Genomic DNA, 13,564 nt, shown 5'->3' with positions numbered 1-13,564 from the left:
CTACGACACCCTGCGCGCCGAACGCCTCCCCGCCGCGCTGCTCCAGGGGCAGCGGGACTACTTCGGGGCCCACACGTACGGGCGGGTGGACAAGCCGGGTGCGTTCCACACGCACTGGGCGGACGCCGAACGGCCCGAGACCGACGCGTAAGCGGCGTCTCCCCGGGCGGAGTCCGCGAGTACGGGGTCCACGCAACGGACCCCGTACCGCCGGTACTTCACCCGGCCGTCGCCGGTCGCACCGTCAGGATCTGCTGGGCCTGTCCGACCGGGCCGTGGACGTCGTACAGGACCGTGCTGGTCAGCCCCTGCCCCGTCGGCCCGAAGGTGACGGTCGTGTCGAGCCCCGTCCACGGCCCCTCGGGCTGTCGGTGGAGGTGGACCGTGAGGTCCACGTTGGGGAACATCCACTCCGTCGGAGGACGCCGTACGGCGACGCCGTTGGCGGTGTCGACGAGGGTGAGGAACGAGGTCAGCGGGCTGACCGGCTCGCCGGCGACGAGGGCGTACGGGGAGGAGATCCACGCCGTCCCCCGGCCCGGGACCGGCGGCGCGGGCATCCGTACGTCGAGCGACGCGATGTACCCGCCCGGCCAGGTCTCGGCCATCGGCCAGGACGGCGACGACTCGGGCGGCGGCAGGAGTTCACCCGTACCGCCCGCGACGGAGACCGTGTCGACGGCCGTCAGCAGCCAGCCGCGCGCCCGCACCACAGCTCGGCCCGCGATGCGGACGACGGCCTCGATCAGCTCGATCGTGCGGCCCGGCCGGACCGTCTCCACCTCGACCTCGCACTCGTCCAGGGCGAGCCGGCCCAGGATGTCGTAGCTGACGCGGGACAGGAGCAGATCGGGGCGGTTCGCGAGGTGCTGGTCCATGGCGTGGACGATCAGACCGCCCAGCGGACTGAAGTGCTGCTCGTCCGGAGCCCAGGCGCCCTGCGCGTGGTGCGTCGGCTTGAAGCGGTGTTCGTCGATGCGCTCGTAATAGCTGCCGGGGGTCAAGGGAAACCTTTCCTCGGGGGTGCTGACACCGGGGGCGGTGACAACGTGGTCGTTACATCAGATTGAGCAAGGCTACGTACACGGCCGTCCCGAGGCCCACACTGAGGATCGTCCGGCGGCCGAACAGCAGATGGACGACGACCGTGACGGCGACCGCGAGCAGCGCGTACCCGGCGCCGTGCGGGTCCTTCGTCACCGTGCCGTGCAGCGCGGTCACCGCGAGGACCAGCAGGATCCCGACCGGCATCCACACCGCGAGCCGCGCGACCAGCGGGGAGTCCCGCAGGCGGCCCAGCAGCGCGAACGGCAGGGCGCGCAGGGCGAAGGTGATGCCGAAGACGATCGCGAGGACGGCCAGCAGGTACGGCGTACTAGGCATCGGCGGCGGTCCGTTCCGTGAGGGCGTGGCGGGCCAGCAGCAGGCCCACGAACAGGAGCAGCGCCGTGAACATCGCGACGCCCGGCGTGAGGAGCAGCGCGACCGTGACGCTCGCCCCGGCCAGCAGGGCGGACGGCACCTGAGCGCGGGAGCGGAACGCGTCCAGCGTCAGCACCGTGAACAGCGCGCACAGCGCGAACTCCAGGCCCTTCACCGGAGCGGGCAGCGCGCTGCCGAGCGCCACGCCGAGCAGGCCGCCGCCCACCCAGTACGCCTCGCACGCCGCCTGCATCGCCAGCAGCCGGGGCGCCGAGCGCTCGTGCTCGGGGAGCGACGCGTTGACCGCGTACGCCTCGTCGATCATCGCGTACACCGCGTACGTCCTGGCCAGGGGGTGTTTCACCAGGTGGAGGGGGAACGAGAACGCGTAGAACACGTGGCGGAAGTTGACGACCAGGACGGTCACAGCGATCGCCGCGAGCGGGGTGGTGCTCGCGATCATGCCGACCAGGAGGAGTTCCAGGGAACCGGCGAAGGCGGCCAGGGAGAGGGCGGGGGTGAGCCACCAGGGGAGGCCGGCCTGGAGGATCAGGAGGCCGAGGGCTATGCCCAGGGGGAAGATGCCGAGGCCGGCGGAGAAGGAGTCGCGGACACCGGCGGTGATCTGGGCGCGGGTGGTCTTGCGGCGGGGTTCTCGCGGTGTGGTGATCGCGTCGACGGGCTGTTGCACCCCTTCATGGTCCCGCGAAACGCGCGACAAGTGGTTGCGAAAATTGCCCTGAGAACGGCTCGTGGAGCAATCTTCTTCCATGGATGCGATCGATCTGGCAATCATCTCCGAGCTGGAGCGGGACGGGCGGCTCAGCAACGTGCACCTCGCCGCCCGCGTCGGCCTCACCACCGGGCCGTGCCTGCGCCGGGTCCAGCGGCTGGAGGCCGAGGGGGTGATCCAGGGGTACCGGGCCGTCGTCGACCCCGCCGCCCGGGGCCGCGCCTTCGAGGTGCTGCTCGATCTGAGCCTGGAGTCGCAGGACGCGGCGACCGTCGAACGCTTCGAGGAGACCCTCGCCGGGGCGGACGAGGTCCTGGAGCTGCGGCGGCTCTTCGGCGCCCCCGACTACTTCGTGCGGGTCGCCGTCGCCGACCTCGCCGCGTACGAGACGTTCATGAGTACCCGGCTCATGACCATCCCCGGGATCAGGAACATCGTCTCCCACTTCACGATGAAGACGATCAAGCGGGAGCCCTGACGGCTACAGTGCCCGGATGTACGGGAGTTATCGAACGAACGGGCTCTGGGCAGGCGTCGGGCTCTCGCTCACGGCGCTGCTGGTCGGCTGCATGGTCGCCTCGGTCGGCATGATGGAGTTCGACGAGCGCTGCATGCACGGGCTGACCACCGGCCCGGGAAAGCTGTTGCGGACCCGCGACCAGGCGTTTCCGCCCGCCACCGTCTGCGAGTTCGAGCACGGGGACGTGTCGTCCATCGGCGGCCACGGACTGCTGAACGTCCTCATGTGGGCCGGTCTCGCGATCCTGGTGACCTGCCTGCTGGTCGCCCTCGTCGCGGAGTGCCTGGAACCCCCGCTGGGCGGCCGGTTCGTCGGGCCGATGACCAGGACCGCGAAACTCCTCCGCACGGGAACGGCGTTCCTCGTCCTCGGTTCGGTGTTCGCCGGCGCCTACGCGCTGTTCGGATGGCGGCTGCTGGCAGGACCCGCGTCGGCCTGTTCCCGGGGCGCGGACTGGGGGAGCAACCAGCCCAGGACGCTGGAGTACACCCTCTTCCCACCCCAGTTCACCTGCCAGTACGGCAGCGGCCTGACCCGCCGGATGAACCCCGAGTGGGTCGCGTCCTTCACGCTCGAACTCGCCGCCCTCGCCCTGCTGTCCGGCCTCGGCTTCGCGCTCGCCCTGCGGCGCCTGTGGCGGGAACGCCGTACGGCCCCCGGCCGGAGCCGGGAGCCGCAGGCGGCGTGACGTGCCGTCAGGGCACCGACACCTCGAACCGCGGGACGCGGACCGAACCGCCGAGCGCCCGGGTGGCGTGGTTGAAGAGGGCGAAGCGGTAACCCATGAAGAACTGCCAGGCGTTGCCCATCGAGAAGGCCGGGCCGAGCCGGGTGAACGAGACGCCGTCGAGGCTGTAGGAGAAGGTGCCGGAGCGGGCGGCGCCGGGCCGGATGTCCGCGTTCGCGCGCAGCCAGAGCCTGTTCGCCGTCACGGGTACGCTCGCCGCCTCCGTACCCGTCCCCGTCGTGTTCCAACTTCCGTCCATCGTCAGCCCGTTCACCATCACGAGCCGCGTCGCCGCGCCCTCCCGCTTGACGCCGATCCACGCGGAGGAGTCCCGCAGCAGCGCGAGCCCCGCGCGGTCGCCGTCGCGCATCGCGGCGATGTCCAGGGTGACGGTCGCCGTCGAACTCGGGCCCTGGATACGGTGGGTGAGGGTGTTGCGGGCCCAGTACAGGTCGTTCGTGACCGTCGCCGTGGACAGCGTGAGGCCGTTGTTCACCGACCACTTGGTGTCGTCCGGGTTGTGGTTCCACTCCCACTTCGGCTTGAGCGTCGTGCCGTCGAAGGTGTCGACGCCGATCATCGGCGCGACCTGACGCGGGGGAGTGGGCAGGACGGGGCTCGGATACGTCGATCCCCAGGCGCCGTTCACGAGTTGGAGCACCGGCCAGCCGTCCGACGTCCAGGTGACCGGCGCGAGGACCGGGATCCGGCCGCCCGGATAGGCGTCCACGAAGGCGAGGTAGTACCAGGCGCCGGTCTGCGTCTGCACGAGCCCGCCCTGATGCGGCACCCCGCCGCCTGGCACCGGACCCGGCAGGTTCAGCAGCAACTGCCGTAGCGTGTACGGGCCGAAGGGGCCGCCGGAGGACTTCAGGACGTACTGGCCGTTCGCCGGGCGGGTCAGGAAGATGTAGTAGCTGCCGCCCACCTTGTAGAACCGCGAGCCCTCCAGCGTCCCGATGCTCGCCGGGGTGCTGAACACCTGCTGCGCGCGCACCTGGCTGCGGCCGTCCGGCGCCAACTGGGCAACGCTGATCGTGGTGTTGCCGTACGCGACGTACATCGTGTCGTCCGTGTCGACCAGCAGTCCGGCGTCGTAGTACACGTTCCCGAGCGACGCCAGCCGGTTCCACGGGCCCTCCACCGAGGGCGCCGAGTAGAGGTACGTCCGCGCGAAGTCGATCTGGCCCAGCCAGTAGAACGTGCGGTTGCTCGGCCGGTACGCCAGGGACGACGCCCACACGCCGCGTACGTAGCCCCGGCCGCCGTTCAGGTCGTACTTGGCGCCGAAGTCCAGCCTCGGGACCGAGTGGCCGGCGAACTCCCAGTTGACCAGGTCGTAGGAGCGGAGGATGGGGGCGCCGGGGGAGTAGTGCATCGTCGAGGCGGAGTAGTAGAAGGCGTCGCCGACGCGGATGACGTCGATGTCGGCGAAGTCCTGCCACAGGACGGGGTTGGTGTAGGTCGCGGCTGCGGTCGTGGCGCCGGCGGTGCCGGGGAGGGCGGCTCCCACGATCAGACCGGCTCCGGCCGCCAGCGCTCCGCGCCGGGTGATCTGCTGTCCCGGCCATGACATGCCGGGCGTCGGATCTCCTGTGCCATCCATCGGCTCCTCCAGTGGGGTGGGAGCGCTCCCACCTTCGGGCGGGCTTTCGGGCTGTTCAGGTGGGGTGCGCGAGGTGTCGTGCGGCTTGCCGTCTGCGGCGCTGTTCGCATATACGAACGTCGGACAGAGTGTCGGACGGTTCGGATGATAGGTGCCTCAGGGGCAGCGTCAATACCTCGCGTACCGTCGAACTTTTTCGGAGCGCGGCTCGCTTTGTGGGGTGCCGTCCGGCTTTTCGGGGTGCCGCTCAGCCCGTGTTGCCCAGCGGGTGGCTGAAGCCCTGGTCCGAGATGAGGCGGGCGCCCTGGGCGAGTTCGGCGGCGAAGCGCTCGATCGACTCGTACGGGAAGCGGTGCGTGGGGCCGCTGAGGGAGAGGGACGCGGCCACCTTGCCCGTGCGGCCGAGGATGGGTACGGCCACGGCGGTGAGGCCCTCGTCGAACTCGCTGGAGCTGACGGCGTATCCGCGCTCGGCCGCTTCCGCCGCCCAGGTCCTGAGCCGGTCCGCGAGGGGTTCGCCCTGGGGCGAGGTGGTCGCGACCCGGCGCAGGAAGGGGGCGGGGGCGTCGCGCAGCAGGATCTTGGAGGAGGCGCCGGCCCACAGGGGCTGCTCGTCGCCGACGTCCACGACGTGGCGCAGCGGGTGGGGGCTCTCCTCGTGGGCGACGCAGATGCGGTGCACACCTCGGGCGACGAACAGGTTGACGGTCTCGCCGAGCCGGTCCGCGAGGTCGCGCATGACCTTGCGCGTCTCCTGGGGGACCTCCCACTGACTGCGCGCGAGGTAGGCCCAGCGCCACAGGGCCGGGCCCGCCGTGTACCCGGCGGGGTGGGAGCCGAGGAGGCCGGTCTCCTCCAGGGTCTGGACCAGGCGCAGGGCGGTGGTCTTGGCGAGGCCGGTGGCCTCGGTGACCTCGCGGAGGGTGACGACGGGTCGGTCCTCGCTGAGGAGGTTGAGGATCTCGACGGCCCGGCGGACGCTGCGCACGCCGGGGGCGTGGCCCTCCGAGGGGTGTTCCTCCGCCGGCCGCGCCGCTGAGAGGTGTGCCTGTGAGGGTGGTGCCTCGTCGGTGCTCATCCCGCGGTCTCCCCGTCGGTCCGGTGTCGTTCCTGCGCCTGCCCCGACGGTAGTCCACCCAGCGGACCCGCCGTCCGGCGGTGTGCGGGAAATCTTGCCGCAACTCTTGATCGGCGCAAACCAGCCGACCTATCGTTCCGCTCGTCGGATCAATTGGTCCATTCTGCGGACCAAGGGATGCGACGGGGGCCGGGCCCGCTCGCTCGGCTCCCCCCTCTTCCCGCCCCCTCTCCCCTCTTCCCTTCCCCCTCACCCGACGGAGTGTGTGAGTGATGAGCAGCACCCCGCAGGACACCGCGCCCGGCGCTCCCCACCGCGCCCTCGCCCGGCGCGCGGCCTTCGCGAGCTTCATGGGCGCCGTGGTCGACTGGTACGACTTCTTCCTGTACGGCATCGTCGCCGGACTCCTCTTCGGCGACCTCTTCTTCCCCGACGCCTCCCCGGCCGTCGGCACCCTCGCCGCCTGGGCCACCTTCGGCGTCGGCTTCCTCTTCCGGCCCCTCGGCGGCATCGTCTTCGGCCACTTCGGCGACCGGCTGGGCCGCAAACGCATGCTGGTGCTGACCATGCTGATCATGGGCGTGGCCAGCACGCTGATCGGCGTCCTGCCGACGTACGCGCAGGCCGGGATCTGGGCGCCCGTCCTGCTGGTCCTGCTGCGGGCCACGCAGGGCTTCGCGGTCGGCGGCGAGTGGGGCGGGGCCGCGCTGATGGCCGTGGAGAACGCGCCCCGGAAATGGCGGTCGTTGTACAGCAGCGGCGTCCAGGTCGGCGCGTCCTTCGGGCTGCTGCTCGCGACGCTCGTCACCAAGCTGATGTCGTCGGGCACGTCGGAGGCCGCGTTCCGGGCCTGGGGGTGGCGGATACCGTTCCTGTTCAGCGCGTTCCTGGTGCTGGTCGGGCTGGTGATCCGGGCGAAGGTCGAGGAGTCGCCGGTGTTCACCGAGAAGGTCGCCGGGATGCCGGAAGGGGCCCGGCCGCGGGTCCCGCTGGTCGCGGCCGTGCGGTCCAACCCCGGCGGGTTCTTCGCGATCATCGGGCTGCGGTTCGTGGAACTGTTCACCTTCTACGGGGTGACGACCTTCGGACTGTCCTACGGCACCGACGAGTTGGGGCTCGACCGGGACAGCCTGCTCGACGTGAACCTCGCGGTCGGAGGGCTCGCCGTGGTGACCATCCCGGCCTTCGCCTATCTCGCCGACCGGTACGGGCGACGGCGGATCTACGTCGCGGGCGGGCTGATCGGGGCGGCGGGCGCCGTGCCGTACTTCTGGGCGATGGAGTCGGGGTCGATGGTGCTCATCGTCGTCTGCGCGGTGCTGCTCGTGAACGTGGGGCACGACATGGCCGTGTCCGTCCAGCAGTCGCTGTTCACCGACATGTTCGGGGCCGAGTACCGGTACAGCGGGGCGGGGGTCGGGTACCAGCTCGCGAGCGCCGTCGGGGGCGGTTTCACGCCGCTGATCGCCGGGGTGCTGGTCGTCTGGGCCGGGGGCGGGTGGTCGCTGGTCGCCGGGTATGTCGCGGTGGGGTGTCTGGTGTCGGCGGTGGTGGCCTGGCGGATGCGGGGTGCGGAGGAGGGGGTGCCCTCGGTGGCGGTGACGGTAGAGTTGGCCGTAGAGCGGAACAAGTGAACCGTCTAGTGGTCGGCTGGGAGGTCTCGTGAGAGCGGCGGTTCTGGTGGCGCCGGGGCGGGTCGACGTGGTGGAGGACTGGCCCTCGCCGGAGGGCGGGCCACGGGATGTGGTTGTCGCCGTGGAGGGGGTGGGGGTGTGCGGGACCGACCTCGCCGTGTTCCACGGCCGGCGTGAGGTTCCGGGGAGTCCGTGGGTGATGGGGCACGAGGGGTTCGGGCGGATCGTCGCCGTAGGAACGGACGTGGTGGACCGCCAGGTGGGCCAGCGGGTCGTCATCGAACCCAATTACGCCTGCCTGGAGTGTGTGGACTGCCGCATGGGGTTGACCTCGGCGTGTCCGCGTCGCGCGATCGTCGGTCTCAACAGCCCCGGTGTCCTTGCCGAACGGGTGGTGGTCCCGGCGCCGTTCGCCCATCCTGTCGGCTCGGCTCAAGGCGCCGCCTCCGCTGGGGAGTTGGGCGCCGGGAGGGCGGACCCGGCCGACCTCGCCGGTCTCACCGACCCCGCCGGTTCGATCAGCCTCGCCGACCTCGCCTGCGCCGAGCCGTACGCCGTCGCGCGCGCCGCCGTTCGCCGCAGTGGGGTGACGGCGAGGGACCGGTGCCTGGTCGTCGGTGCGGGGGCGCAGGGGTTGCTGGTCTGTCTGACCCTGGCCCGCCTCGGCGCCGTACCCGTCGTCACGGAACCCCACCCCCTGCGGCTGGAGAAGGCCGTGCGGCTGGGCGCGGTCGCGGACGACGGGCGGGGCGGGTTCACGTACGTGTTCGAGACGTCCGGGTACGCCCCCGCGCTGAGCCCGGCGGTCGAGCGGGCCGCGCCGGGCGCGACGGTCGTGCTGGTCGGCCTCAACTCCGAGCCGCTGCCGCTGAGTACGGACGACGTGGTGCGCCGCCAGCTGGTGGTGCGCGGCTCGATGATCTACGACCACCCCGGCGACTTCACCGCGGCCGTCGCCGAACTGCCGGCCGCCCGCCCCGGCAGGGTGATCGAGGCGGGGTTTTCTCTGACGGAGGCTCAGGAGGCGTTCGCGGGCGCCTCCTCACGGGCCGGCAAGACCTGGATCAGGATCGGGAGCGGCCATGCGTAAGTCCATCGCCACCGTCTGCCTCAGCGGCACCCTCACCGAGAAACTCGCCGCCGCCGCGCGGGCGGGCTTCGACGGCGTCGAGATCTTCGAGAACGACCTCCTCGCCAGCCCCCTCACCCCGGAGGAGATCGCCGCCCGCGCGGCCGACCTGGGCCTGACGATCGACCTCTACCAGCCGATGCGCGACATCGAGGCCGTCCCCGAGGACCTCTTCGCCCGCAACCTGCGCCGCGCCCGCCACAAGTTCGACCTCCTGGGGCGGCTCGGCGTGGACACGGTCCTCGTCTGCTCCAACGTGTCCGTACTCGCCCTGGACGACGACGAGTTGGCGGCGGCCCAGCTCGCCCGGCTCGCCGACGCGGCCCGGGAGTCCGGCATCCGCGTCGCGTACGAGGCGCTCGCGTGGGGGCGGCACGTCAGCACGTACGACCACGCCTGGCGGATCGTCCGCGACGCCGGTCACCCCTCGCTCGGCACCTGTCTCGACAGCTTCCACATCCTCTCCCGGGGCTCCGACCCGAAGGGCATCGAGGACATCCCCGGCGAGAAGATCTTCTTCCTCCAGCTCGCCGACGCGCCCGTGATGGCGATGGACGTCCTCCAGTGGAGCCGCCACTACCGCTGCTTCCCGGGCCAAGGCGGCCTGGACGTCACGGGGTTGCTCCGCCATGTCCTCGCCACGGGGTACGCCGGACCCCTCTCCCTGGAGGTCTTCAACGACGTCTTCCGCCAGGCCGACGCGGGCCGCACCGCCCTCGACGGCATGCGCTCCCTGCTCGCCCTGGAGGAGAGCGCGGGCGCCTCCCGGCTCCCGGCTTCCGTGGGTGTGACGGGAGTCGCCTTCGCCGAACTGGCGACGAGCGATCCCCGACCGGCCGAAGAGCTCCTCGCCGCCATCGGCTTCACCCGCACGGCCCGCCACCGCACGAAGCCGGTCGCCCTCTGGGAACGCGGCGAGGCCCGCGTCGTCCTCACCACCGCGACCGGGCGCCCGCAGACGACCCTCGCGGCCCTCGGCCTGGAATCCACCCAGCCCGCCGCCTCGGCCCGCCGCGCCGAAGCCCTCCTCGCCCCCACCCTCCCCAAACACCGCGCCGCCCAGGACGTCCCCCTCGACTCCATCGCCGCCCCCGACGGAACCGAAGTCCTCTTCTGCGCCACCCGCCGCACAGGACTGGCGAGTTGGACGGACGACTTCACGTTCACCGGCGAGAGCACGGCGGACGGCCGGCTCGACCACCTCGCCCTCACCCAGCCCTGGCACCACTTCGACGAAGCGGTCCTCTTCCACCGCACGATCCTGGGCCTCAGCCCCCACGAGACCGTCGAACTCGCCGACCCCTACGGCCTGCTGCGCAGCCGCGCCCTCTCGGCGTCCCCCTCGGGCCCGCGCCTCGTCCTCAACCTCGCCCCCACACCGGAGGCCGACGACCGGGCCCGCCACATAGCCGTAGCGGTGACCGACGTGGTCGCCACAGCCCGCGAACTCCGCTCCTGCGGCGCCCCCTTGCTCCACGTCCCCGGCAACTACTACGACGACCTCGCCGCCCGCTGTGACCTCCCCGCCGCGGAGCTGGAGACCTACCGCGACCTCGGCATCCTCTACGACCGCGACGAACAGGGCGGCGAGTTCCGCCACTGCTACACGGCGACGGTCGGCCAGGTCTTCTTCGAGTTCGTCCAACGCGACGGCGGATACGCCGGATATGGGGCGGCGAACGCTCCGATCCGCCTGGCGGCCCAGCGCGGGTGACGCGAGGCGGGCCCCGCCGGTCCGCCGCGAGGCCGCCCGGCTACTCGCCGCGACAGGGGATCCAGCGGTAGCCGGGCCGGAAGACCTCGTAGTCGGCGCCGAGGCCGAGGTCCGCGTGCACCTCGTCGCTCAGTACGAGGCCGTGGAGGCTGCCGTCGTTCAGCTCCTCCGACCAGTGCCTGAGCTCGGCGGGGTCCAGGAACGGCTCCGGATCCCAGCTGACCCGGGCGGTGACGTAGCCGTGGAACGTCGCCAGCAACTCGTAGAACTGGTGGCCCAGTTCGGTCAGTTCCGCCGGGGTGAGGCCGAGCCGGGGAGAGGGATCCGGTGGTCACCCGCGCGAAGCGCCGAGGCGCTGGGGCCGACGAGGGCGGCAGCCCGGGCCGCCTCGGTGTTGTCGCCGAAGTTCACCACGAGTTCGAAACAGATCGCCCCGCCCGGGTCACTCCTGTTTCTCGCCCGAGGCGAAGCGCGACACGATGAGGGCCACGATGATGATGACCCCGTTGAGGAACTGGTTCCACAGCGGTGGCACCCCGGCCAATGTCATGACGTTGACGACGAGTTGGAGGGTCAGTACCCCGGTGAGGGCTCCGAAGACGGAGCCCTTGCCGCCGTTGAGGCTGACTCCGCCGATGACGGTCGCGGCGAACACCTGGAAGATCCAGCCGCTGCCCTGCGTCGCGGAGATGGACCCGTAGTGACCGCTGTAGAGGATGCCGGCGAACGCGGCGAGGACGCTGCCGGTGATGAGGACGATCCAGATGATGCGGTCGACGCGGATACCGGCCGTACGGGCCGCCTCCTGGTTCCCGCCGATCGCGTACAACGCCCGCCCGTGCCGCAGCCACGCCAACGCGCCGCCCCCGAGGGCGAACAGCACGCCGCACACCCAGACGGCGGCGGGCAGCCCGAGCCACGAGGTACGGCCGAGGTAGGTGAACGACGGCGGGAGTTCCACGATCGACTGCCCCTCGGACAGGGCGACCTGGAGCCCGCGCAGCATGGTGAGCGCGCCGAGCGTGACGATGAACCCGTTGAGCCGCAGCTTCAGGATGAGGAACCCGTTCACGGCCCCGATGACCGCGCCGATGAGCAGACACAGCGGGACCGCCGTCCAGCCCGGCAGCAGATCGACCCCGTTGAACCGCCCGCCGCTGCTCGGCAGGACCAGCCACACCGCGATGACCGGAGCCACCCCGATCGTGGACTCCAGCGACAGGTCCATCCGCCCGCTGATCAGGATGAACGTCGTCGCCAGCACCAACAGGCTGAGTTCCGTGGACTGCTGGAGCACCCCGATCAGGTTGTCGGAGGTGAGGAAGGCGGGCGAGACGATGAACCCGATCAGCATCAGGACGAGGATGACCGGTACGAGGGACAGGTCACGGAAGCGGCCCAGGTCGAGCCGGGACAGCCCGGCCGCCTTCGCCCGAGGCGGCGTCACTTCGGTGGTCACGGACATGGTTTACCTCCCCAAGGCGTCGGCGACGCCCTCGATGGCGGCGACCATCTCCTCGTCCCGCCACCCCGGCGTGAACTCGGCGACCACCCGCCCGTGGAACATGACGACGACCCGGTCGCACACCCGCAGATCGTCCAGCTCGTCGGAGACGATCAGCGCGGCCTTCCCGCCGTCGGCGATCCCCCGGACCGTGCCCAGGAGAAACTCCTTGGACCTGACGTCGACCCCGTTCGTGGGCCGGATCGCGACCAGCACATCCGGGTCGGTCGCCAGCGCCCGCGCCACGACGACCTTCTGCTGATTGCCGCCGGACAGCGCGGTGACCGGCGTCGAGGCGCCGGGCGTCTTGATGTCCAGCTCCCGGATCACCCGCCCCGCGAACTCCCGTGTCCGGGACGGCAGTACGGTCCCGAACGGCCCGAGCTGATCGGTGACGGTCAGCGTCGCGTTCTCGGCGACACTGCGCCCGGTGACCAGCCCCTGCGCATGCCGGTCCTCGGGCACCAGCCCGACCCCGGCGGCCAGCGCCGACGGCACACTCCCGGTCCGCACGACCCGCCCGCGTACGGCGACCTGCCCGCCCCGCGCCTTGTGCAGGCCCGCGATGGCCTCGCCCACCTGCACGTTCCCGCTCGCCGCTGACCCGGCGAGCCCGACCACCTCGCCGGAGCGCACGGTCAGGTCGAGGCCCTCGCAGACACCCGGAAGGGTGAGGCCGGAGACGGACAGCAACGTGGTGGAATCGGCCGAGGTCCGCTGCCGGGGGACGGCGACCGGCAGCTCAGCGGACTCGCCGGTCATCGCCTCCACCAGCTCCCGGTGCCCCAACTCGGCGACCGGCGCGGTCAGTACGTGCGTCGCGTCCCGGTACACGGTGACCGTCGTGCAGAGGTCGTACACCTCCTGGAGGTGGTGCGAGATGAACAGGAACGCGACACCCTGCTCCCGCAGTTCACGGAGTTTCGCGAACAGCCGGCTGATGCCCCGCGCGTCGAGCTTCGCCGTCGGCTCGTCCAGGATGATGAACCGCGCGCCGAACGACAGGGCCCGCGCGATCTCCACGAACTGCCGCTGCTCGACGGTGAGTTCCTTCGCCCGCACGGTGGGGTCGACGTCGACCCCGTACTCCGTCAGCAACTCCCGCGCCCGCTCCCGCAGGTGCCGCCAGCGGATCGGGCGGACGGCGCTCGCGCTCTGCCGGTTCAGGAAGAGGTTCTCGGCGACGGTCAACTCGTCGAGGATCGTGGAGCGTTGATAGACGCAGGCGACCCGGGAACGCCACGCGGCGAGGTCGCCCGGCGCCGGGGCCGGGGCGCCGGAGAAGCGCAGGGCGCCCGCGTCCGCGCGCTGGATGCCGGTGAGGAGCGAGACGAGGGTCGACTTGCCCGCGCCGTTGCGGCCGACCAGGGCGTGCGACTCGCCCGGGGCGACGGAGATGTGCGCGTCGCGCAGGGCGACCGTCGCCCCGAACCGTTTGGAGACGCCGATGGCCTCGGCCACCGGGGTCGTGCTGATGTCCGTCATGAACTTCCCCCG

General features: G+C 71.4%; 13 protein-coding genes and 1 pseudogene. 6 read left to right on the top strand and 8 right to left on the bottom strand.

Annotated features, from left to right (window positions below; all coding sequences use genetic code 11):
• Positions 1-151: pseudogene (locus PV682_RS11585) on the top strand (NADP-dependent phosphogluconate dehydrogenase); the annotation flags it as partial.
• A gap of 67 nt (positions 152-218) precedes the next feature.
• Here the strand turns inward: PV682_RS11585 and PV682_RS11580 are convergent.
• The 3 genes from PV682_RS11580 to PV682_RS11570 are packed head-to-tail and all read right to left on the bottom strand — an operon-like array spanning position 219 to position 2,113.
• On the bottom strand, positions 219-1,004 hold the full coding sequence (locus PV682_RS11580) for a thioesterase family protein (RefSeq protein ID WP_319726955.1): 786 nt from the start codon (positions 1,002-1,004) through the stop codon (positions 219-221).
• Between the two features lie 52 nt (positions 1,005-1,056).
• The gene (locus tag PV682_RS11575) at positions 1,057-1,383 is read right to left on the bottom strand and encodes a branched-chain amino acid transporter permease (RefSeq protein WP_319726953.1); all 327 of its coding nucleotides are present in this window, start codon (positions 1,381-1,383) and stop codon (positions 1,057-1,059) included.
• Complete coding sequence (locus tag PV682_RS11570; protein WP_319726951.1) at positions 1,376-2,113, bottom strand: AzlC family ABC transporter permease; 738 nt, start codon at positions 2,111-2,113, stop codon at positions 1,376-1,378. The genes PV682_RS11575 and PV682_RS11570 overlap by 8 nt, the downstream gene beginning before the upstream one ends.
• Before the next feature lie 79 nt (positions 2,114-2,192).
• Between PV682_RS11570 and PV682_RS11565 the strand changes: the two genes are divergently transcribed.
• Positions 2,193-2,633, top strand: coding sequence for an Lrp/AsnC family transcriptional regulator (locus tag PV682_RS11565; RefSeq protein ID WP_319726949.1), 441 nt, complete (start codon positions 2,193-2,195; stop codon positions 2,631-2,633).
• Between the two features lie 16 nt (positions 2,634-2,649).
• A complete protein-coding gene (locus PV682_RS11560) occupies positions 2,650-3,363 on the top strand; it encodes a hypothetical protein (RefSeq protein WP_319726946.1) in 714 nt (237 codons plus the stop codon).
• A 7-nt stretch (positions 3,364-3,370) separates the two neighbouring features.
• On the opposite strand, the gene PV682_RS11555 is transcribed toward PV682_RS11560, so the two are convergent.
• Both PV682_RS11555 and PV682_RS11550 read right to left on the bottom strand, forming a co-directional pair.
• Entirely contained in the window at positions 3,371-4,978 is a 1,608-nt protein-coding gene (locus PV682_RS11555) for a glycoside hydrolase family 43 protein (protein ID WP_319726944.1), read from the bottom strand.
• Positions 4,979-5,255: 277 nt separating this feature from the next.
• Positions 5,256-6,086, bottom strand: coding sequence for an IclR family transcriptional regulator (locus PV682_RS11550; protein ID WP_319726941.1), 831 nt, complete (start codon positions 6,084-6,086; stop codon positions 5,256-5,258).
• Positions 6,087-6,358: 272 nt separating this feature from the next.
• Between PV682_RS11550 and shiA the strand changes: the two genes are divergently transcribed.
• The 3 genes from shiA to PV682_RS11535 are packed head-to-tail and all read left to right on the top strand — an operon-like array spanning position 6,359 to position 10,563.
• A complete protein-coding gene (shiA, locus tag PV682_RS11545) occupies positions 6,359-7,720 on the top strand; it encodes a shikimate transporter (RefSeq protein ID WP_319726939.1) in 1,362 nt (453 codons plus the stop codon).
• Between the two features lie 28 nt (positions 7,721-7,748).
• Positions 7,749-8,810: a zinc-dependent alcohol dehydrogenase gene (locus tag PV682_RS11540; protein ID WP_319726936.1), complete on the top strand. Its 1,062-nt coding sequence runs from the start codon at positions 7,749-7,751 to the stop codon at positions 8,808-8,810.
• Entirely contained in the window at positions 8,803-10,563 is a 1,761-nt protein-coding gene (locus PV682_RS11535) for a bifunctional sugar phosphate isomerase/epimerase/4-hydroxyphenylpyruvate dioxygenase family protein (RefSeq protein ID WP_319726934.1), read from the top strand. The genes PV682_RS11540 and PV682_RS11535 overlap by 8 nt, the downstream gene beginning before the upstream one ends.
• 40 nt (positions 10,564-10,603) lie before the next feature.
• Here PV682_RS11535 and PV682_RS11530 read toward each other — a convergent pair whose 3' ends face one another.
• The 3 genes from PV682_RS11530 to PV682_RS11520 all read right to left on the bottom strand — a co-directional run bounded on the left by PV682_RS11530 (position 10,604) and on the right by PV682_RS11520 (position 13,552).
• On the bottom strand, positions 10,604-10,822 hold the full coding sequence (locus PV682_RS11530; protein WP_319726932.1) for a hypothetical protein: 219 nt from the start codon (positions 10,820-10,822) through the stop codon (positions 10,604-10,606).
• A 183-nt stretch (positions 10,823-11,005) separates the two neighbouring features.
• Positions 11,006-12,028 carry an ABC transporter permease gene (locus PV682_RS11525; RefSeq protein WP_109364707.1) on the bottom strand — a complete coding sequence of 341 codons (1,023 nt, stop codon included), beginning with the start codon at positions 12,026-12,028 and terminating at the stop codon, positions 11,006-11,008.
• Between the two features lie 3 nt (positions 12,029-12,031).
• Positions 12,032-13,552, bottom strand: a complete 1,521-nt coding sequence (locus tag PV682_RS11520; RefSeq protein WP_319726928.1) for a sugar ABC transporter ATP-binding protein — start codon at positions 13,550-13,552, stop codon at positions 12,032-12,034.
• Between the last annotated feature and the right edge of the window lie 12 nt (positions 13,553-13,564).

The organism is Streptomyces niveiscabiei (assembly GCF_033794345.1).
GTDB classification, from domain to species: Bacteria; Actinomycetota; Actinomycetes; order Streptomycetales; family Streptomycetaceae; genus Streptomyces; species Streptomyces niveiscabiei.
This window is presented reverse-complemented; position numbering and strand designations above follow the sequence as displayed.

Bases quoted from the DNA above. Each gene is read 5' to 3' on its own strand.
- PV682_RS11565 (WP_319726949.1), top strand. From the start codon at position 2,193: ATGGATGCGATCGATCTGGCAATCATCTCCGAGCTGGAGCGGGACGGG.
- PV682_RS11550 (WP_319726941.1), bottom strand. From the start codon at position 6,086: ATGAGCACCGACGAGGCACCACCCTCACAGGCACACCTCTCAGCGGCG.
- PV682_RS11575 (WP_319726953.1), bottom strand. From the start codon at position 1,383: ATGCCTAGTACGCCGTACCTGCTGGCCGTCCTCGCGATCGTCTTCGGC.
- PV682_RS11555 (WP_319726944.1), bottom strand. From the start codon at position 4,978: ATGTCATGGCCGGGACAGCAGATCACCCGGCGCGGAGCGCTGGCGGCC.
- PV682_RS11525 (WP_109364707.1), bottom strand. From the start codon at position 12,028: ATGTCCGTGACCACCGAAGTGACGCCGCCTCGGGCGAAGGCGGCCGGG.
- PV682_RS11535 (WP_319726934.1), top strand. From the start codon at position 8,803: ATGCGTAAGTCCATCGCCACCGTCTGCCTCAGCGGCACCCTCACCGAG.
- PV682_RS11520 (WP_319726928.1), bottom strand. From the start codon at position 13,552: ATGACGGACATCAGCACGACCCCGGTGGCCGAGGCCATCGGCGTCTCC.
- PV682_RS11560 (WP_319726946.1), top strand. From the start codon at position 2,650: ATGTACGGGAGTTATCGAACGAACGGGCTCTGGGCAGGCGTCGGGCTC.
- shiA (WP_319726939.1), top strand. From the start codon at position 6,359: ATGAGCAGCACCCCGCAGGACACCGCGCCCGGCGCTCCCCACCGCGCC.